A 17,886-nucleotide genomic window follows, 5' to 3' on the forward strand; every position below is an offset into this window, starting at 1 on the left:
CCGGGTGTCTGGTTGGCTCGGTGTCGGCCCGATCGGCGCCGCCGTACCTTTGAACCATGACGACACACACTGCCACGCCACCACCGGCGACGGCCACGAAGCCGCCGTTGCGCATCGTGCTCACGATCCTGCACCTCGCAGGCATCGGAGTCATCGGCGGCTTCATCTTCGCGACTCTTTCCGGACTCCTCGGCACCGGGCTCGGCCTGCTCTTCGCGGCGGGCGTCGGCATCGTGCTGCTCGTCGGACTCGTCTACGCCCTCTTCGGCGTGGGCTGGTTCGAGGTGGCCCGGGTCGGCGCCCTCTACCGGTCGCCGATCACGCCGCTCCGGTGGCGCCCGCGGGACCGCCCCGGATTCGTGGGCTGGCTGCGCTCGCTCGGACGCCAGGCCATCGACGGCCGCATGTGGCGCGCCCTCGCGAACTTCGCGATCACCGCTGTGCTCGGCTGGATCGTGCTGCGCCTCGCCTTCGGCCTCGTCTGGTCGATCACGATCTCGTTCGCACCCCTCACCGGGGCGGACGCCGTGATGGGCCCGTTCGGCGGGGGCGGCATCGACCCTGCGTGGGCGCCGCTCGTCGGCATCCTCGGCATCGCCGCCTGCATCGCCGGAATGATCGGCCTGGCACTGCTGAACCGGGTGCTCTCGCTCGCCATCGTCGTTCGCAGCCGTGAAGCAGAGCTCACGGAGCGCGTGCGCACCAGCACCGCTCAGCGCGAGGGCGCCGTGCGCGCCGCAGACGTCGAGCGCACCCGCATCGAGCGGGATCTGCACGACGGCGTCCAGCCCCGCCTCGTGTCGGTCGGCATGACCCTGGGGCTGGCGCAGCAGAAGATCGACAACGATCCGGATGCCGCGAAAGAGCTGATCGCTGAAGCACACACTTCGACCAAGGCAGCGATCACCGAGCTGCGACAGCTCGCCCGAGGCATCCATGCATCCGTCCTCGACGATCGAGGCCTCGACGCAGCCCTGTCCGCCCTCGCAGGGCGATCCCACATCCCCGTGAGTCTGGACGTGAGGATGGACGGACGCTGCAGCCGTGAGGCCGAGGCCGCCGTGTACTTCTCGATCGCCGAGTCGCTCACGAACGCCGCCAAGCATTCACGAGCCAGTGAGGCTCGGGTCACCGTTCGTCTTCGCGACGGTGGAGTGCTCTGGGCGCGTGTCGAAGACAACGGCATGGGCGGTGCGCAGGTGCAACCGGGCGGTGGCCTCGACGGCATCGCGAACCGCGTCCTGGCAGCGGGCGGGACCTTCCGTCTCGAGAGCCCCGTCGGCGGGCCGACCAGCCTGGAGGTGAACGTGCCATGCGCATCCTGATCTGCGAGGACTCCGTCCTGCTGCGCGAGGGACTGGTGCGACTGCTCGAGGATGCCGGCCACAGTGTGGTCGCCGCTCTCGCCGACACCGCCGGTCTCAGTGAAGCCGTGATCGAGACCGATCCGGAGCTCTGCATCCTCGATGTGCGGCTGCCCCCGACGTTCACCGACGAGGGCATCCGCGCGGCGCTCGGACTGCGCGTCACGCACCCTGCGCTGCCGCTGCTCGTTCTCTCGCAGTACGTCGAGGAGCGCTATGCGTCCGACCTCATCTCCGCGCAGGGCGGGCCGCTGGGCTACCTGCTCAAGGATCGGGTCGCCGACGTCTCGGAGTTCCTCGCCTCGGTGCAGAGGATCTCTGAGGGCGCGACGGTGCTCGACCCCGAGGTCGTGGCTCAGCTGCTCACCCGTCGCAACCGCGACGACCGCATGCAGCGTCTCACCGAGCGCGAGCGCACCGTGCTGTCGCTCATCGCCGAAGGCAAGTCGAATCAGGCGATCGCGGGCCTGCTCTTCCTCTCCGAGGCGAGCGTCGAGAAGCACATCACCGCGATCTTCCAGAAACTGGGCTTCGAGCAGGGCGAGTCGGGCAACCGACGCGTGCTGGCGGCCCTCGCACACATCGAGAACACGGGCGGCACCACGCCGACCGGACAGACAGGACTGGGACGATGACCTCCAACGACGACTTCCAGGGCGGGCACACCCCCCTCACTCCCCCGCCGGCTTCCGCGCCTCAGGGCCACGAGCCGGCACCGGCGCCCACCACTGCTCCCGTTGCTCAGGCGGCGCCCGCCGATGCCGGCCGTTCATCGGGAACGACGGCGATCATGATCGTGACGGCGATCGTCGGCGGTATCGCGCTCCTCGGCGCGGGAGGGTCTGCGGCATTCGCGGCGACCGGCAGCATGATGGGCTCCACGCAGGGTAGCGACTCGGTGCTGACCGAGGACGCATCGGGAATCAAGGGCCTCGACCTCGACGTGGATGCGCGAAACATGCGAATCGAGTTCGGGGATGTCGACGAGGCCCGGCTGGCCGTCACCGACGCCCGTGGCCCGGCGTGGACTCTCGAGCGCGACGGTGACGACCTGGTGGTGCGCAGTCCCGAGTTCCGGTTCGGATGGTGGTTCGGCAGCTGGTTCGGCGACGACCAGTCAGCCGTGCTGACTCTCCCCGAAGACCTTCTCGACGTGCAGCTCGATGCCGATCTCACCCTCGACGCGGGCAGCCTCGATGTGGTCGGCGAGTTCGGCGCTCTCGACATCACGGTCAACGCGGGCGCGCTCGATGTCGAAGCAGCCGCACGGAGCCTCACCATCGACATGAGCGCCGGACGTGCGGACGCGCTGCTCGACGGCGTCGACGACGCGGATCTCAGTGTCTCGGCAGGCGATCTCAACGTCGAGCTGACCGGACGTGCGCCGTCGCAGACGACGATCGACGTGAGCGCGGGGTCGGTCGACCTCACTGTTCCTGACGAGTCGTACTCGATCACCCAGGACGTCAGCGCGGGGTCGCTCGACGCGAAGGTCGACCAGTCATCCGACACCCGGAACGCGATCGACGTCTCGCTTTCGGCGGGCAGCGTGACCATCCGCCCGGGTCGCTGACCATGATCGAGGGCAGGGGCGCGCCGGTGCCCCGCCCTCGATTGGGTATTTCCGGAAATCTCCGGTAAAGTTTCGGAGGTTGACGGGCCCATAGCTCAGGCGGTTAGAGCGCTTCACTGATAATGAAGAGGTCCCAGGTTCAAGTCCTGGTGGGCCCACTTTTCAACTTAAAAATTCCCTCACGGGGCCTTAGCTCAGTTGGTAGAGCGCCTGCTTTGCAAGCAGGATGTCAGGAGTTCGAATCTCCTAGGCTCCACACTGTGTTGAGACAGTTCGAGAAGGCCCCGCCACGTGCGGGGCCTTCTCGTTTCTCCCTTCCTCTGAAGGTTCACGCGAATCCGCGCGTCGCTTCGACTTAGAGTCCGCGAAGTGATCCACCTACACCTATCCGATGGTAGTGAGCCTCGTGGGCCCGAAGCCCTCAGGAGTTGCGGCTACACCTCACGACGCGTCACAGCTACCAGCAACCCTGTCAGCGACCTCGCGCGTCCATCCACGCCTGTTAGCAATGCAAGAACCTGAGACGGACAAACGATCGAGTCTGCGTCGCTCAGTTGTGCCAAGGCTCTCCGCCGAGCGAATCTCCAAGTGCCGCCACAGGCATAGAGGTACCAGCTCGTGTAGAAGGGCGCGCAAGAATTCTCAAAGCCATTGCTCTCGATCTCTCTTGCTCTAGGCGGAACGGGCTGCGGTCTCGATTTTTATGGTCAGATCTCTGAGCCAACCAGCATCTTGTCTCAGGCGAGCTGGAGGAATCTCGCCTACACGACCATGGAAGACACGGTTGCGCAGGTCGCGCATGGCGTCGAGTTCCTCGAGCTCTTCGGGCGAGATCAAACCTTGCGTCCTGAGCCGCCGGAACAGAACTGATAGGGGAGGCAGTCTCGCATCCTCGGTCTGCACGAGACTCTTCAGCAGAGTCTCGAGTAATACCCAGGCGGCGACGAACTCGCCGAGGGCGAGAGTGACGTCGGAGTCGTCGTGCGCGCTTCTTCGAGCGATTCGGGCGCGACTCGGATGCCGTGAGGTCGCCATCGCCTTCAGATAGGCGCGGTAGCGGGATTCATCTCCAGAGAGCATGAGATCCGCGAGCTGAGCCGAGACGGGACGTCGCTCGAAATCCTTCTCGAGCAAGTCCAAGTAAGGTTCTACCGACGCCGCAGTCGCGTCTCCTTGCTCCGCCAAATACTCGAAGAGCGCGTCGACGCGACCCAGAGTCGCGTCAGACAGGGTTGTTCCTAGCGTGGACAGGCGCGTTCGCAGATACTCGGCGAGCTCATAGTGGCTCCTGAACGGCGTAGCGGCGGCGGCCACTCTCTCGTCTCCTGCCTTTTGTAGCTGCTCGAGAGCGATCTCGCCGGCGAGGACCAGTCCGTTCAGCTGATCGAGTAACGCATACTCCGATCGCGAGAGCGTACCTTCCAGCGGCTTATAGACAAGGTCGTGTTCGACCTCGGACCAAGCGTGCATCAGCACCGACGCCACTTGCACCTCGATCGGTGAACTAGCGAACCGTTCTTGACCCTGACTCAAGCGGGGAGTGGGGATGAAAACTCGGAAATGTCGCGCGCCATAACCGGAGAATCGGCGGCCGTCCCCTTGATTGCCCACTGACGGAAATCGCTTGTCAAGTTGAACGTCAAGTACGTCTCGGATGATCCGTTCGGCCTCGTCCATCTGGCCTGGAAAGTAGAGAGCGACACGGACCCCGGCGAGGTCGGCGATGTTCTCGCGAATAGCTCGGACTGATCGATAGCGTTCTTTCGTATTCCGCGTCCGCAGCTTCTCTGCAAGTCTGTCAACCGATTTCGCGCGGCTTGTCACAATGGCACGCAGGCCCGAGCTTGCGAGTTCGGCCTCCAGGAGACCACGCGCGACCTGAGCGGATGCATCCCAGAAGTCGAATTCCCTTTCATACTCGCGCAGGAAGTTCTCGATTACGCCCATGCGCAGCTCCCCCGATCTCATTGTTCCTGGAAGTCTATGGTTCGCTCATCCCAGACGTAACTCTGATTGCGCTGGAATTCCATACCTGCGTGGCCCCGGGGGGGTCGTTCTGCTCTGGGACTGCAAGAGACGATAGACGCGAATGTTCCGGGCGTGGGGCTCGCGCCGATTATGGCGCAGCTCCGTGGCCTCGAGCCGGGCGAAGTGTCCACGACTGCGCTCAAGGTGCGCATCGGCGACGGCTAGGTACGCTTCCCGTACGCTCCATCCCGGGTTGGTAAAGCTCACAGCTCGCTGACCAAGAAGAGCTGGGCGTTAGTTCGCGGTGCTTGCATCGGTCGCTGGCCAGGCCGATTCTCGCCGCTTGCGTGCTTCTTCGCGGCGGGCGCGGATGCGAGAGAGCGGAAGTGGCTCGCGTCCCTCCAAGCTTCTATGAAGCTGGCGTTCCCACTCGCCGACAGGACACGAGACGTTGACTACAGCCGCGACCGAGAAGAGACCCTGTCCCTTCCTCGTTACGAGGCTCACCAAGTCGCCCGCCGGCGTCAGCGTAAGAATGTCCTCGCCGTCCCACCACAACACGGCGTCGTTCAGTCCACGTTGCCAAGTGTCGGCCAACGTGGCGGAGGCTTGTCGCAAAACTGCGAGCGGGCAGCCTGCTTGCCGTAGGGTCCGAACGGCTTGGATCGTGACGACATCGCGGATCGACCAATATTGGGTGGCTCGCTGACGTCCGCCGGACTGGGCGAGGGAAGGCGTACAGAGTCCCTTGCTCACCCAGTTCGCAAGGGTAGACGCGGGCACCCCACATAAGGCGACTACCTCTGGCGTCGCCAGGCCTGCAGCACTGTGCTCCACGGCGCCAACTATACGACTCGCTAAAAACAATCACCAGCTTTGTGTTTAGAAGAGAGACAATTGCCGTGTGATCGATGTCGAGGGGATAGCGGGAACTTCAGAACTCTCCGTAGTGCTGCTCGCTCGCTTCGATTACAGTAGTCAGATCCTTGACCGGGGCCGGATCATACGCGTGTCCGAAGTGTGTGACAGGATGACACGCGGAGGAGATTGTTAGTATCGCGATGGCGGTGTTCCGCATGATGAGAGTGGGGCTGTTGTGACGGAAGTGATTGAGAACCTCGACGCTCGAGCGCTCTTCGAAGAGATGCAGCCGGGGAGCGACGAGTTCGGCACCGAAGCGGTCGTTGACGAGCTCATTCTGACGCGCGCCGTTACGTTCGAGGACGCACGGGAGATCTTGTTCGGACTGATCTCCGCGAAGAAACTGACGCTGACACCTCGGTACACCGTCCGACTTCCGTGACCTTGATCAAGGGGTTCGACGGCGACCGCCCCTCCGGCCATAGTGAAGCCGATCCCTCATTCCGGTCGTCAACGCATCGCGACAGAGATCGCATCTTGTACGGCGAGTCGTTTCGGAGACTCGGCGGCGTCACTCAGGTTGCGCTCGGCCGGCCAGAGTTGATTCTTCACAATCGGTTGACCCACAGTCTCAAGGTAGAGCAGGTAGGCCTATCGCTCTTCAGCAAGCTCGATCACGATGGTACGGCCGCGGCGCACCTGGATTCCAACGCTATCGCGGCCGGGTGTCTCGCCCACGATTTAGGGCATCCGCCCTTCGGTCACGCGGCCGAGGCGGAGCTCAACAGGATCCTGACGTGCCCAGATCATCGAGACGCTGCGCGGCCTTACAGAGAACGCGTCGATGACCGGTGCGGGGAGTGCAAGCTCGAAGACGGCTTCGAAGGAAATGCGCAGTCGTTTCGAATCGTCGCGCGGCTCGCCACACATCGAGGAACAAAAACGCCCGGTCTAGACTTGACTTACCGAAGCTTGCGCGCAGTGACGAAGTATCCCTGGCTTCGAGGTGAAAACGCTGCCAAGAAGCGCAAGTGGGGCGCTTACGACTGCGACGCTGACATCTTTTTCACCGTGACGGGACAGGATCCGAACGAGTCCTTCGCTGACGCGCCGGTTTCCACATCGATCGATGCGCAGGTGATGGACTGGGCGGACGATATCTCCTACGCGGTTCACGACATTGAAGACTTCTATCGCTCCGGACACATACCGCTCGCGGACTACAAGCCGACTTCTAAAACGCTCAGGGATTTCCTCGTCTACGCAGCAAAGCCTGAGGCCCTCGGGTCGCGTTTGAACGACGACACTATCTCGGCGTTCGAGAACCTGTTGACTTTCATGCCGAGCACAGCGTATGCAGGAGTCGATGAGGACCATGCTCTGCTCGATCAGGCCCGAAGCATGATGCTCACGCAGTTCATTAACGCGGCGACCATCGAGGATGGTCGACTCACACGCACGCCCGTTCAGGACGATCTCAACTCCCTCATTAAGCAACTGATTTGGTACCATGTGATCGATGGGCCACGGCTGGCAAACATCCAAATAGGTCAACGGCGAATCGTCCGTGACATCTTTGAGAGCTTGGCGCCGGTCGCGCTGGCGGCGTATCGCGTATCCGAGAACGGCGAACCAGACGATCAGCTCCTCCGACGCCTTCCCTACAACCTTCGCGTCTACATCGACAAGACTCTTTCTAACCGCGGGGCGACCTACGGCCGCACGGAGTGCGTCTACCGCGGTCTCACCGACTTCATAGCATCGCTCAGTGACGATGATGCGTACTACCAGCATTCCGTGCTTGGGGGACGGCCGTCGCACTCACAGCTCCTCTAGCCGTTAATTGGCTCTGTCCACTCGTCCGTAGCAGTTCCTCCGGGCCACCCCGATAGAAGCTGAAACGTGCGTAGCGCGCGGGCCTTCTCGTTTCTCCCCTCGTGCGTGCTCCGCAGCTACGATCGTGGGATGAGCGTCTCAATGACGGACACCTCGCCGGTCGTCGTCCGGCCACCGCGCTGGTTCGCCCGACGCCGCTTGGTGCTGATCATGAGCCTCTTCGTCATCCCGATCGCACTCTCCGCATCCTTGAACAGCTACGGACCGCTCACGGTCGACTCCGCGCTGCGGATGGCTTTCGCCTCGGTCGCAGGGCAGACGATCGCGATCATCGGGGCGCTGGTGGCGCTCGTCATCACACTCACCTCCCGGCGCAGCCTCCCCGGTGTCATCTTCTTCGCACTCGTGGCCCTCCTAGTCACCGTGAATGCCGTCTCGGCGATGAGTGGAACAGGACAGCTGCTTCTCGATCGACTCGACCTGATCGCCGAGACGGCCGCCCTCGATTAGGGCCATCTGCGCTCCTCCACAGGTGTTAACAACCCTGTTAACAACTGCCCGAGCCTGCCGGATCAGGGGCTCTTCCAGTCCACAGCTGTGGATGCATCTGTTAAGAACTCGAAGATCGTCTAGTAATCAACCCCCCTTCTCACTCTCAGGTCGAGGGCGTAGCGTGCACGCATGGCTGACAGGGAGACGATGATCCAGACCGAGATCGTGTTCGACGGAGCGAGCTTCCTGCTCTCCCAGGATCAGGACGTCGACGACCTGCGAGAACGCATCGAGTCGGCGACGAGGAGCTCAGGTACGTTCGTCGACCTGGTCGTGGTCGGAAACAGGGCCGTGAGCGTGCTGATCACGCCGAACACCCAGGTGACGATCAGCGTGGCCTCGGTGGCGTACGACCCGCGTGACACCGGCGACGTGGACTTCCCCTACAGCGGGTATCACGACGAGCTCTGAAGCCGGGATGCGGCGTCAGAACCGCCCGTGATCAGAGTTTCGGACCGCGGATGATCCGCACGGGTCCTCTGGCCTCACGGATGCTCACCGGTTCGCCCTTCTGAGTCACGACGATCTCGTCGCGGTCTGCGAGTGCGGCGGCGACCCGCCGCACGTCCGGCATCACCGCTCGCCACGATTCACCGCCCACCGTTCGCGCCACGTCACTCGGACAGATCGAGGACTCGTTCCGCTTGCGGGTGAGCGCGCGCAGCGCGGCCGCGATCCTCTCGTCGAAGCCGTCGCCGCTGCGGTCCTCCCACCAGGGCTCCCCGCGTTCACCCAGCGCGGTCTTCGCGTCCTGCACCCGCCGTCGCGCATCGGAATCCTGCGTCTTCACGGCACGACGCGCAGCCATCAGCTCATCCACGAGCTCCTGCCGGAACGCGTCGGGGATCGACGGGTCCGTCGCCCGCCATCGCCGGCCGTCGATGACGACGTGATGCCCGTCTGCGGTGTGCTCCGGGCCGCGTGCATCGCCGGTCTCGGTGCTGTGGTCGGATGCCATGGGAACAGTCTTGCCACCCGGGATCGTGTCGACCAAGGGGCTTGACCGACCGCGCGCCGACGACCTGCCGGCGCGGTTCAGACCGCGGTGAGTCCGTGGGGTGCGATGTTCAGGCGCTCGCATCCGTCGGCGGTCACGACGACGATGTCCTCGATGCGTGCACCCCACTCGCCTGGGAAGTAGATGCCGGGTTCGATGCTGAACGCCATGCCCTCGCGCAGCACCAGATCGTTGCCGGGCGCGATGTAGGGCTCTTCGTGCACCGAGACGCCGATGCCGTGACCGGTGCGGTGCAGGAAGGCCTCTCCGAGCCTCGCCTCAGCGAGCACGGACCGCGCCGCGGCGTCGATCTGCTCGGCCGTCGCTCCGGGGCGCACGGCGTCGACCGCGGCCTGCTGAGCGCGCACGAGCACCGCGATGCGATCGGCAGCGTCGGGGTCGGGGGCGCCGACGACGTAGGTGCGGGTGCTGTCGGAGTTGTAGCCGCTGGGCACCGCTCCCCCGATGTCGACGACCACGATCTCTCCGTCGCCGATCACCCGGTCCGACACCTCGTGATGCGGGTCGGCGCCGTTGGGGCCGGAACCGACGATGACGAACTCGACCGTGCGGTGCCCCTCGGCGACGATGGCCTCGGCGATGTCGGCCGCCACCTCGCGCTCGGTGCGCCCGGCACGCAGCCACTCGGGCACGCGCCTGTGCACGGCGTCGATCGCCTCGCCGGCCAGCCGCAGCTCGGCGATCTCCTCGGCATCCTTGATCATGCGACCCTCACGCAGCACCGGCGTCGCGAGCTCGACGCGCACATCGATCCGGTCGGCCAGCGGAATGACGTGCAGTGCCGGCAGTGCGTCGGAGACGCCGACCCTTGAGACGGTGCCGAGGGCCGCGGCCACGAGGTCGTAGGGGTTGTCGCCGTCGACCCAGTCGGAGACCGCGAGTCCGAGCGCCCCCACAGCGGTGGTCCTCACCTTCGCCAGCTCCATCCTCGGCACGACGATCGTGGGAGCGAGTCCGGGACCGAGCACGAGTGCTGTGAGGCGTTCGATCGTGTCGCCTTCGACGCCGACCAGATACTGGAGGTCGGGGCCGGGGCCCACGACTATTCCGTCGAGACCGGAGTCGGCGGCGAGAGACGCGGCGCGGTCGAGTCGGGCGGCGTACACGGAAGCGGGGAACGGCAGTGTGCTCACGGCATCCACGCTACTGCTCGGGCCTGCGACAGGGAACGACGACTCAGCTGACGGCGAGGCGGATGCGCTCGGTGAGCACCTTGCGGTTCGCTGCAGTGAGGTCGAGCAGCGCGTAGGCGGTCGGCCACATCGTGCCGTCGTCGAGGTTCGAGATGGGCTCGAACCCGAAGGTGCCGTAGCGGACCTTGAACTTGCTCGCCGGCTGGAAGAAGCACAGCACCTTGCCGTCCTTGCCCCACGCCGGCATGCCGTAGTAGGTGCGCGGCATCAGCTCGGGAGCGACCTCGGTGACGAGGGCATGCAGCGCCAGCGACAACTCGCGATCCTTGTCGTCCGGCAGCTTCGCCACCGCCGCTTCGAGATCTGCGATCCCCTCGGCGCGCACTTCCTCAGGACTCTTCTTCGCTCGAGAGCGCGACTTGCGCTTGTCGGCCGCGGCCTCCTTCATCGCCTCGCGTTCCTCGGCGCTGAAGTTCTTCTCGTTGTCAGCCATGACGGGTTCCTTTCCTGGCGTGATCTGCGATGAACTTCACACTACGGATGCCACGGCCGGCTGTGCTTCTCGATTCCTGATCGATCCGGCCCCCTCTGTCATGACGGCTCGACACACTGCGGTGGACGTCATCGCGCGGGGGCTAGTGTGAGGGCATGGACATGCGGGTCGCGGCATACGCGGTCGTCACCGATGACGACGGACGCATACTTCTGGCGCGCTGGATCGAAGGACGCCGAGTCGCCTGGACGATGCCCGGTGGCGGTCTCGAGGCCGGCGAGGCACCCGAAGACGCCGTGCGTCGGGAGCTTCGTGAGGAGACCGGCTACAGCGTCAAAGTCGGGGAGCTGCTCGGCATCCACTCGCGGGTGATCCCCGCCGGTCAGCGGGTGGGCGAGTCGGACCAGCCGCTGCACACGCTGCGCATCGTCTACCGCGCATCCGTGACGGGCGGGAAGTTGACCTTCGAGGCCGACGGCTCGACCGACATGGCGGAGTGGTTCCCCCTCAAAGCAGTGAAGGAGCTGCAGAGGGTGAAGCTGGTCGACATCGCACTGCGGATGGCCGGCATCCTCTGAGTCAGTCGCGCGCCTCTTCGGGAACCGAGATGTCGGCCACCGTCGCGCCGTAGGCGGAGATGAGGTCGTCTGCGTCCACGAACAGGCTGTAGCCGTGAGCACCGGCGCCCATGGCGATCCGCTGTCCGATGATCGACTCGTCGGCGAAGACGGGCCAGTCGGTGGTGCTGCCGATCGGTACGATCGTGCCGCGCTCGTATCCGGTCGCCGCGAGGGCCAGCTCCGGCTCAGGCAGGCGCAGCTTGTTTACACCCACCACCGCACGCAGCTTGGGCCACGAGATCGACCTGCCGCCCGGAACCAGCGCGAACAGATAGGTGTCGTCCGAGCGCTTGACGACGAGGGTCTTCACGATGCCGGAGGGCAGGATGCCGAGCAGTTCCGCAGCTTCGACGAGGCTGCGGGCCGCCGGTCGTTCACGGATCTCGATCTCGAGGCCCCGCGCGGCCGCGGCATCCTTCACCCGAGCATGGAGATCCCCCGGCTCAGTGGCCGGGGGCTCCGGTGTCGAGGTCACGCGTCAGGTGCGGAGAGCGGGTCGTCGGCGACCCAGAGCTCGTCGTCTGCGCGCAGTGCCTGCCAGGCGGCGTAGAGAACACCGGCTGCTGCGGCGACTCCGAGGATCAGGGCGATGATCGAGCCGACGCCCGGGCCCTTCGGCTCGGGCTTGGTGGCCTTCCGGACCTTGCGAACGACACCCTCGCGCTTGGCGTTCGCCACGTCCCACGCGGTGAGCGCGGTTCCGACGACTCCGCCGACGATCGGGACGACCTTGTCGTCGACGACGTGGTGGCCGAATCGCACGCCACGGTCGACGACGGGGGCGACGCGACGGTTGTAGGTGTCCTGCACGACAGGACCGACCTGCTCGCGGCCGAAGTGGCCGAGCTGGCGTCCGGCCTCACGGGCGACGTCGGCGGCGTGGCCGACCAGGACCTGCTGGTTCTCCCAGAGCTGGTTCGCGTCGTTCTGAAGACGACGCAGCTCCTTCTTCCGCTTGCGGCTGATGCTCACGATGCTCTCCTGTCGATTGGAGTACGGATTCCCCATCTTGCCACGCGACCCTGGATGGGGCGAGGGAATCGCCGAACCCTTGCGCCGAAGGCGGATCGACGCTAGACGCGGGCCAACTCATGGGAAGCTCTGCGAGAATGGACGCATGGCTCATGCTTCTCATGTCGCAACCCTGCACACCAACCACGGTGACATCGTCATCAACCTCTTCGGCGACCACGCTCCGAAGACGGTCAAGAACTTCGTCGGCCTCGCCGACGGCACCCAGGAGTGGACGCACCCCGCCACCGGCAAGCCGGGCGAGGGCGCTCTCTACAAGGACGTCGTCTTCCACCGCATCATCCCGAACTTCATGATCCAGGGCGGCGACCCGCTCGGACAGGGCATCGGCGGCCCCGGCTACAACTTCGACGACGAGATCAACATGGAGCTCAACTTCAACGAGCCCTACATCCTCGCCATGGCGAACGCCGGCCTGCGTCGCAACGCCATCACGGGCAAGCCCGAGGGCACCAACGGCTCGCAGTTCTTCATCACGACCGACCCCACTCCCTGGCTCCAGGGCAAGCACACGATCTTCGGCGAGGTCGCCGATGACGCCTCCAAGGCTGTCGTCGACGCGATCGCCGCAGTGCCGACGGCCGCGGGCGACCGCCCGATCGAGCCCGTCGTGCTGCAGTCGATCGACATCGTCGCGGCCTGACGCCGACGCTGGCCGATCCGGATGACGACGCCTGAGTTCGCGGACAACCGCGACAACTTCTGCTACCGGCATCCGGATCGGCAGAGCTTCGTGCTCTGCCAGCGGTGCCTGCGAACGATCTGCCCCGAGTGCCAGACGCAGGCGCCGGTCGGAGTGATCTGCCCCGAGTGCATGGCCGAGCAGCGCAAGAGCCGCACTCCCGCCCAGAAGCGTGCAGAGCGCCGGTGGGGCGGCCGCAACACGGCGACCGCCGCCGTGCGCAGCGGCAAGCCGATCGTCACGTACGCACTGCTCGCAGTGACGTCGTTCATCGGGCTGGTGCAGCTGATCCCGGGGATCGGCGACGCGATCACGGGCCAGCTGCTCTTCGCGGCGGGATATCTGTATCCGAACCTGTCTCTCATGACCTTCGAGCCCTGGCGGCTTCTCACCGCCGTGTTCGTCCACGGCGGTTTCCTGCATCTCGCGCTCAACATGCTTGCGCTGTGGATGCTGGGGCAGAGCCTGGAGCCGATGCTCGGTCGGGTCCGCTTCCTCGCGCTCTACCTGATCAGCGGACTCGGCGGTTCCGTCGCCGTCGCCCTGCTCGCGCCCGGGACCGCGACGGTCGGCGCCTCCGGGGCGATCTTCGGCCTCATGGCCGCGCTGCTGATCATCGGCAGGCACATCGGCGCGAACGTCACGGGGATCCTCGTGATCCTCGGCATCAACTTCGTCGTCGGATTCGTGTTCTCTCAGAACATCGCCTGGCAGGCGCACCTCGGTGGAGCGATCGTCGGTGCACTCGTCGCATTCATCCTCACGAGAACCCGAAGGCGAGAGCAGCGCATGCTGCAGATCCTGCTGCTCGCTGCGGTGGTCGTGGCGCTCGTACTGATCGTCGCCTTCCTGGTGCCGTTCCTGATCACGACGGTTTACTCCTGATCAAGAGTTGTTAACAGGGTTGTTAACCGTTGTGAATAACATGGGTGTAATTCTCCCCAGGGTGGGGATAACCTGTGGATAACTCAGGACGACATGTTGACCGAATCGCTCGTCGACGACACGAAGAAGGCCCCTCTCGCCTGAGCGAGAGGGGCCTTCTTCGAAGAGAGGGGGCAGGCGTCAGCGCCAGCGGGTGGTCATCAGGAATCCGATCAGGGCGATGCCCAGACCGATCGCGAGGTTCCAGTTGTCGAGACCGGGAATCGGGAACTGCATGCCGGAGATGTAGAACACCAGAATCCACACCAGACCGAGGAGCATGAAGCCGACCATCACCGGCTTGAACCACACGGCGTTGGGTGCGGCTTCGCCTTCGCTGCGCGGAGCTTCGGGTTCTTCAGTCTTGCGGTCGCGTGCCATTCCCACAGTGTACCCAAGAGTGTCATATCGCGCGGAAAAGCAAGGCCAGAGGGCTGGTGTCCAGGTCTGGAAGATAAGATCTGGCCATGACTGCATCCGTCGTCTCGGGGGAGCGACGCGCACGACGCCGTCGCCCCCGATCGCGCGCGACCTTCACGAGCGTGCTCGGCGAGCTGTTGCTCACCGGTGGCGTGCTCGTGCTGCTCTTCGTCGCCTGGCAGATGTGGATCGGCGACATCATCATCGCCGCGCAGAAGAACGACGAGGGCGCTGCCATGTCGCAGACGCTTGCCGAGGCTCCGGCACCCGAGCCTCCGCCCCTGATCGAGGGGGAGGACGGCACGACATACTACGAGCCCGTGATACCGGCCGCCCCCGCCGACGCACAGTGGTTCGCGCAGATGCACGTACCGCGTTTCGGTGCTGACTACAACGTCGGCATCTACGGGGGCACGAGCCGTGCACGCACTCTCGACGACCTGGGAATCGGCGTCTACACCGACTCGAAGATGCCCGGCGAGGTCGGCAACTTCGCGATGGCCGGGCACCGCACCACCTGGGGCAAGCCCTTCAACCAGCTCGACAAGCTCCAGGTCGGCGATGCGATCGTCGTCGAGACCCCCGACGGATGGTTCACCTACCGTTTCCGGACGCTGGAGTACGTGAAGCCGACGCAGACCGACGTGCTGCTCGACGTGCCGCAGATGCCGGGCGTCGAGACGGGCGAGAAGTACATCACTCTGACCGCCTGCTCGCCGCTTTACTCACTCGCTGAGCGCATCGTCGCCTACGGGGTGTTCGACAGCTTCCAGCCCCGCGCCGAGGGCCCGCCCACGGCGCTCACCGACCCCCCGCCTCCGCCGGCTGCGCCGTCGATCTAGCCGAACGGAACGAGACGAAATCATGTATGCCGCACTCTGGCGCCTGCTGCCCGGTCCGTGGTGGCTGAAGCTCTTCTTCCTCCTCGTGCTCATCGCAGCAGTGCTCTACGGGTTGTTCTGGTTCGTGTTCCCCTGGGTGAGCCCCCTGATCACACCGGGCGAGGTCGATCTCGAATGACCCGCGTGCTGGTCGTGGACAACCACGACAGCTTCGTGCACACCCTCGTCGGGTACCTGCGTGAGCTCGGCGCCGATGTGACCCTGATCGAAGCGGATGCCACCGACGCCGCGCAGCTCGAGGAGATGCTGTCCGCCTTCGACGCGCTGCTCCTCTCGCCGGGCCCGGGCACACCAGCCGACGCCGGGGTATCGATCGATGCGGTGCGCCTCGCCGCGCGGATCGGGATGCCGCTCCTCGGCGTCTGCCTCGGGCATCAGGTGATCGGCGCGGCCTTCGGCACAGCCGTGTCGGAGGCGCCGGAGCTGATGCACGGCATGGTGTCGCGGGTCACGCACGACGGCTCGGCTCTCTTCGCCGGCATCCCGTCGCCGTTCGATGCCGGCAGATATCACTCTCTCGCCCTCGCGGAATCGGCGCTGCCGGCCGACGTCGTCGTCACCGCCCGCACGGAGAGCGGCACCGTCATGGCCCTGGCGCACACCCGGCTGCCGATTCTCGGTGTGCAGTTCCATCCCGAGAGCGTGCTCACTGAAGGCGGCTACCGCCTGCTGGCGAACTGGCTCGACCTCTGCGGCGACCCGGACGCCGCGGCTCTGTCGGCGAACCTGCATCCCCTGTCGGGCGTGTGAAGCGTCGGTGACGCCTCGGGTCAGCCGGCGGCGACGCAGTAGCGCAGTTCGACGGTCGAGCCGATCGCGACATCGCCCGGCGCGGCCGACATCGACGACACGGTGGGGGGCTCGGTGGGCGTGCAGTCGATCAGCTCGACCGGACTCGGCGTGAGCCCGATGCGTTCGAGCTCTGCCTGCGCGGCATCCATCGTCCACCCTGTGACATCGGTGAGGGTCACCCGGCCGCTGGCGACCACGAGATTCACGACGGTCTGCGGCGCGACCTCGCTCTCGGCGGCCTCGCTCGCCTCCATCACCGTCTCTGCTGCCAGGCCCTTGTCGTTGCGCTGGATCACCGTGCCGAGTTCGAGACCCGCTGCCGCGAGAGCATCTTTGGCGGCCGTCAACGACAGCCCCTCGAGAATCGGCACCATCACGGTTTCCTTGCCGGATGACACGTAGATGGTGACGGAATCACCCTCGCTGACGGCTGTACCGCTCTCCGGATCAGTGCGGATCACGTTGCCCTCGACGATGTCGTTGCTCGACTCGAGCACGAGCTTGGTGGTCAGATCGAGCTCGGCGAGATCGTCCTGGGCGCGCTCGGACGAGACGTTGACGAGATCCGGCACGACGCGAGCGCTCGACGGCACGTCATCCGGGCGCATGCTGAGCGTCCACACCCAGAACAGCACGGATGCGAGGAGCACCGCGAGCAGCGCGACACCTGCCCAGATCCACGCGACCGGCGGACCCGACTGCGTGCGAGCCATGGTCGTGTCAGTGCTCAGCTGGCGCAGCGACCGGGCCGTCTCCTGCGCGGCGCGCGGGCTCGGTCCATACAGCTCGCTGGTGAGCGCGCCGAGTTCCTTGCGGCTGGGCGCGTGGCCGGAGACCGCGGAGTCGAGCGCTGCGCGGAAGTGCGCGGCATCCGGGTACCGCTGGTACGGGTCTTTCGCGAGTGCGCGGAGCACGATCGGGTCGAGCGCACCGGGGGAGTCCTCGTTCACCTCGGTCGGAGGCACGGGGGTCTCGCTGACGTGCTGGTACGCGACGGCGACCGGCGACTCGCCGCGGAACGGCTGACGACCGGTGAGCAGCTCGTAGAGCACCACCCCGGTGGAGTAGAGGTCGGCCCGGGCGTCGACCGGCTCGCCCTTGGCCTGCTCGGGCGAGAAGTATGCGGCGGTGCCGATGATCTGCGTGGTCTCGGCGACGGTCGAGGACGAGTCGGACACGGCGCGGGCGATGCCGAAGTCCATGACCTTGACCTGGCCCTTGTCGGTCACCATGACGTTGCCCGGCTTGATGTCTCGGTGCACGACGCCCGCGCGGTGCGAGTAGTCGAGCGCCTCGAGGATGCCGTCGACGTAGCGCACGGCGTCTTCGACAGGCACCGGACCCTTCGCGATGATGTCCTTCAGCAGGGTTCCGCTGATCAGCTCCATGATGATGTACGGAGGCTCATCGGTGCTGCTGTCGGTGGTCGAGGGGTCGCCGGCGTCGTAGACGCGGACGATCGACGGGTGAGACATGCGCGACGCCGACTGCGCCTCGAGACGGAAGCGCGTGCGGAACGCGTTGTCCCGTGCGAGCTCGGGGTCGAGGATCTTGATGGCGACCGCACGACCGAGCGTGAGGTCGTACCCTCGGTACACCTTCGCCATGCCGCCGTGCCCGATGAGCTCGTCTACGCGGTAGCGACCCGCGAGAACGCGTGGCTCTGTCGACACGTACTGACCCCCTGATACGACCTTGTGGATGCTCTAGCCTACG

Annotated in this window: 22 protein-coding genes and 2 tRNA genes; 15 read left to right on the forward strand and 9 right to left on the reverse strand. The window is 65.4% G+C overall.

Annotation, left to right across the window (positions count from 1 at the left end; translation table 11 throughout):
* Window positions 1-56: 56 nt before the first annotated feature.
* The 5 genes from OPU70_RS08975 to OPU70_RS08995 all read left to right on the forward strand — a co-directional run bounded on the left by OPU70_RS08975 (window position 57) and on the right by OPU70_RS08995 (window position 3,193).
* Window positions 57-1,325, forward strand: coding sequence for a histidine kinase (locus tag OPU70_RS08975; protein ID WP_475123292.1), 1,269 nt, complete (start codon window positions 57-59; stop codon window positions 1,323-1,325).
* Complete coding sequence (locus OPU70_RS08980) at window positions 1,313-1,999, forward strand: LuxR C-terminal-related transcriptional regulator (protein ID WP_475123293.1); 687 nt, start codon at window positions 1,313-1,315, stop codon at window positions 1,997-1,999. The genes OPU70_RS08975 and OPU70_RS08980 overlap by 13 nt, the downstream gene beginning before the upstream one ends.
* Entirely contained in the window at window positions 1,996-2,937 is a 942-nt protein-coding gene (locus tag OPU70_RS08985; protein WP_498557564.1) for a DUF4097 family beta strand repeat-containing protein, read from the forward strand. The genes OPU70_RS08980 and OPU70_RS08985 overlap by 4 nt, the downstream gene beginning before the upstream one ends.
* Window positions 2,938-3,021: 84 nt before the next feature.
* A tRNA-Ile gene (locus OPU70_RS08990) sits at window positions 3,022-3,095 on the forward strand.
* Between the two features lie 25 nt (window positions 3,096-3,120).
* Window positions 3,121-3,193 (forward strand) — tRNA-Ala (locus OPU70_RS08995).
* Window positions 3,194-3,609: 416 nt separating this feature from the next.
* Here the strand turns inward: OPU70_RS08995 and OPU70_RS09000 are convergent.
* Both OPU70_RS09000 and OPU70_RS09005 read right to left on the reverse strand, forming a co-directional pair.
* The gene (locus tag OPU70_RS09000) at window positions 3,610-4,884 is read right to left on the reverse strand and encodes a RelA/SpoT-related domain-containing protein (RefSeq protein ID WP_498557565.1); all 1,275 of its coding nucleotides are present in this window, start codon (window positions 4,882-4,884) and stop codon (window positions 3,610-3,612) included.
* Window positions 4,885-5,199: 315 nt separating this feature from the next.
* Window positions 5,200-5,742: a MerR family transcriptional regulator gene (locus OPU70_RS09005; protein ID WP_498557566.1), complete on the reverse strand. Its 543-nt coding sequence runs from the start codon at window positions 5,740-5,742 to the stop codon at window positions 5,200-5,202.
* Window positions 5,743-6,010: 268 nt separating this feature from the next.
* Between OPU70_RS09005 and OPU70_RS09010 the strand changes: the two genes are divergently transcribed.
* The 4 genes from OPU70_RS09010 (at window position 6,011) to OPU70_RS09025 (ending at window position 8,565) form a co-directional block, all read left to right on the forward strand.
* Window positions 6,011-6,208, forward strand: coding sequence for a hypothetical protein (locus OPU70_RS09010; protein ID WP_498557567.1), 198 nt, complete (start codon window positions 6,011-6,013; stop codon window positions 6,206-6,208).
* Window positions 6,205-7,602 carry a deoxyguanosinetriphosphate triphosphohydrolase family protein gene (locus OPU70_RS09015; RefSeq protein ID WP_498557568.1) on the forward strand — a complete coding sequence of 466 codons (1,398 nt, stop codon included), beginning with the start codon at window positions 6,205-6,207 and terminating at the stop codon, window positions 7,600-7,602. Before OPU70_RS09010 ends, OPU70_RS09015 begins: the two co-directional genes overlap by 4 nt.
* Before the next feature lie 129 nt (window positions 7,603-7,731).
* Window positions 7,732-8,112, forward strand: a complete 381-nt coding sequence (locus OPU70_RS09020; RefSeq protein ID WP_498557569.1) for a hypothetical protein — start codon at window positions 7,732-7,734, stop codon at window positions 8,110-8,112.
* A gap of 171 nt (window positions 8,113-8,283) precedes the next feature.
* Window positions 8,284-8,565: a hypothetical protein gene (locus OPU70_RS09025; protein ID WP_042541043.1), complete on the forward strand. Its 282-nt coding sequence runs from the start codon at window positions 8,284-8,286 to the stop codon at window positions 8,563-8,565.
* A 31-nt stretch (window positions 8,566-8,596) separates the two neighbouring features.
* Here OPU70_RS09025 and OPU70_RS09030 read toward each other — a convergent pair whose 3' ends face one another.
* From OPU70_RS09030 to OPU70_RS09040, 3 genes are all read right to left on the reverse strand, one after another.
* On the reverse strand, window positions 8,597-9,112 hold the full coding sequence (locus OPU70_RS09030; RefSeq protein ID WP_367821739.1) for a DUF3253 domain-containing protein: 516 nt from the start codon (window positions 9,110-9,112) through the stop codon (window positions 8,597-8,599).
* Window positions 9,113-9,189: 77 nt separating this feature from the next.
* On the reverse strand, window positions 9,190-10,305 hold the full coding sequence (locus OPU70_RS09035; RefSeq protein WP_311877784.1) for a M24 family metallopeptidase: 1,116 nt from the start codon (window positions 10,303-10,305) through the stop codon (window positions 9,190-9,192).
* A gap of 43 nt (window positions 10,306-10,348) precedes the next feature.
* Window positions 10,349-10,798, reverse strand: a complete 450-nt coding sequence (locus OPU70_RS09040; protein ID WP_056375000.1) for a DUF1801 domain-containing protein — start codon at window positions 10,796-10,798, stop codon at window positions 10,349-10,351.
* Between the two features lie 155 nt (window positions 10,799-10,953).
* On the opposite strand from OPU70_RS09040, the gene OPU70_RS09045 reads away from it, so the two are divergent.
* Entirely contained in the window at window positions 10,954-11,376 is a 423-nt protein-coding gene (locus tag OPU70_RS09045; protein ID WP_042541037.1) for an NUDIX hydrolase, read from the forward strand.
* 1 nt (window position 11,377) lies between these two features.
* Here OPU70_RS09045 and OPU70_RS09050 read toward each other — a convergent pair whose 3' ends face one another.
* The gene (locus tag OPU70_RS09050; protein ID WP_042541035.1) at window positions 11,378-11,839 is read right to left on the reverse strand and encodes an aminoacyl-tRNA deacylase; all 462 of its coding nucleotides are present in this window, start codon (window positions 11,837-11,839) and stop codon (window positions 11,378-11,380) included.
* Between the two features lie 50 nt (window positions 11,840-11,889).
* Entirely contained in the window at window positions 11,890-12,390 is a 501-nt protein-coding gene (locus OPU70_RS09055; protein WP_042541033.1) for a hypothetical protein, read from the reverse strand.
* 145 nt (window positions 12,391-12,535) lie between these two features.
* On the opposite strand from OPU70_RS09055, the gene OPU70_RS09060 reads away from it, so the two are divergent.
* Complete coding sequence (locus OPU70_RS09060) at window positions 12,536-13,093, forward strand: peptidylprolyl isomerase (protein WP_042541032.1); 558 nt, start codon at window positions 12,536-12,538, stop codon at window positions 13,091-13,093.
* Window positions 13,094-13,114: 21 nt separating this feature from the next.
* Entirely contained in the window at window positions 13,115-14,017 is a 903-nt protein-coding gene (locus OPU70_RS09065) for a rhomboid family intramembrane serine protease (RefSeq protein WP_498557570.1), read from the forward strand.
* A 180-nt stretch (window positions 14,018-14,197) separates the two neighbouring features.
* Here the strand turns inward: OPU70_RS09065 and OPU70_RS09070 are convergent, their stop codons facing one another.
* Window positions 14,198-14,437, reverse strand: a complete 240-nt coding sequence (locus OPU70_RS09070) for a cell division protein CrgA (RefSeq protein ID WP_042541028.1) — start codon at window positions 14,435-14,437, stop codon at window positions 14,198-14,200.
* Between the two features lie 86 nt (window positions 14,438-14,523).
* Between OPU70_RS09070 and OPU70_RS09075 the strand changes: the two genes are divergently transcribed.
* From OPU70_RS09075 to OPU70_RS09085, 3 genes are read left to right on the forward strand one after another with little or no spacing between them, the layout of a single operon-like run.
* Window positions 14,524-15,318 (forward strand): class E sortase, encoded by a 795-nt coding sequence (locus OPU70_RS09075; RefSeq protein WP_056375007.1) that lies wholly within the window; start codon window positions 14,524-14,526, stop codon window positions 15,316-15,318.
* Between the two features lie 22 nt (window positions 15,319-15,340).
* Complete coding sequence (locus tag OPU70_RS09080; RefSeq protein ID WP_042541024.1) at window positions 15,341-15,496, forward strand: hypothetical protein; 156 nt, start codon at window positions 15,341-15,343, stop codon at window positions 15,494-15,496.
* A complete protein-coding gene (locus OPU70_RS09085) occupies window positions 15,493-16,128 on the forward strand; it encodes an anthranilate synthase component II (protein WP_498557571.1) in 636 nt (211 codons plus the stop codon). Before OPU70_RS09080 ends, OPU70_RS09085 begins: the two co-directional genes overlap by 4 nt.
* Window positions 16,129-16,148: 20 nt before the next feature.
* Here OPU70_RS09085 and pknB read toward each other — a convergent pair whose 3' ends face one another.
* Window positions 16,149-17,843, reverse strand: coding sequence for a Stk1 family PASTA domain-containing Ser/Thr kinase (gene pknB, locus OPU70_RS09090; RefSeq protein ID WP_042541020.1), 1,695 nt, complete (start codon window positions 17,841-17,843; stop codon window positions 16,149-16,151).
* Window positions 17,844-17,886 lie beyond the last annotated feature (43 nt).

This window comes from Microbacterium sp. SWDP-B6, assembly GCF_059803615.1.

Excerpts from the sequence above, each read along its gene's own strand:
- OPU70_RS08975 (WP_475123292.1), top strand. The coding sequence starts at position 57 with ATGACGACACACACTGCCACGCCACCACCGGCGACGGCCACGAAGCCG.
- OPU70_RS08980 (WP_475123293.1), top strand. The coding sequence starts at position 1,313 with ATGCGCATCCTGATCTGCGAGGACTCCGTCCTGCTGCGCGAGGGACTG.
- OPU70_RS08985 (WP_498557564.1), top strand. The coding sequence starts at position 1,996 with ATGACCTCCAACGACGACTTCCAGGGCGGGCACACCCCCCTCACTCCC.
- OPU70_RS09000 (WP_498557565.1), bottom strand. The coding sequence starts at position 4,884 with ATGGGCGTAATCGAGAACTTCCTGCGCGAGTATGAAAGGGAATTCGAC.
- OPU70_RS09020 (WP_498557569.1), top strand. The coding sequence starts at position 7,732 with ATGAGCGTCTCAATGACGGACACCTCGCCGGTCGTCGTCCGGCCACCG.
- OPU70_RS09025 (WP_042541043.1), top strand. The coding sequence starts at position 8,284 with ATGGCTGACAGGGAGACGATGATCCAGACCGAGATCGTGTTCGACGGA.
- OPU70_RS09030 (WP_367821739.1), bottom strand. The coding sequence starts at position 9,112 with ATGGCATCCGACCACAGCACCGAGACCGGCGATGCACGCGGCCCGGAG.
- OPU70_RS09040 (WP_056375000.1), bottom strand. The coding sequence starts at position 10,798 with ATGGCTGACAACGAGAAGAACTTCAGCGCCGAGGAACGCGAGGCGATG.
- OPU70_RS09045 (WP_042541037.1), top strand. The coding sequence starts at position 10,954 with ATGGACATGCGGGTCGCGGCATACGCGGTCGTCACCGATGACGACGGA.
- OPU70_RS09060 (WP_042541032.1), top strand. The coding sequence starts at position 12,536 with ATGGCTCATGCTTCTCATGTCGCAACCCTGCACACCAACCACGGTGAC.
- OPU70_RS09065 (WP_498557570.1), top strand. The coding sequence starts at position 13,115 with ATGACGACGCCTGAGTTCGCGGACAACCGCGACAACTTCTGCTACCGG.
- OPU70_RS09070 (WP_042541028.1), bottom strand. The coding sequence starts at position 14,437 with ATGGCACGCGACCGCAAGACTGAAGAACCCGAAGCTCCGCGCAGCGAA.
- OPU70_RS09075 (WP_056375007.1), top strand. The coding sequence starts at position 14,524 with ATGACTGCATCCGTCGTCTCGGGGGAGCGACGCGCACGACGCCGTCGC.
- OPU70_RS09080 (WP_042541024.1), top strand. The coding sequence starts at position 15,341 with ATGTATGCCGCACTCTGGCGCCTGCTGCCCGGTCCGTGGTGGCTGAAG.
- OPU70_RS09085 (WP_498557571.1), top strand. The coding sequence starts at position 15,493 with ATGACCCGCGTGCTGGTCGTGGACAACCACGACAGCTTCGTGCACACC.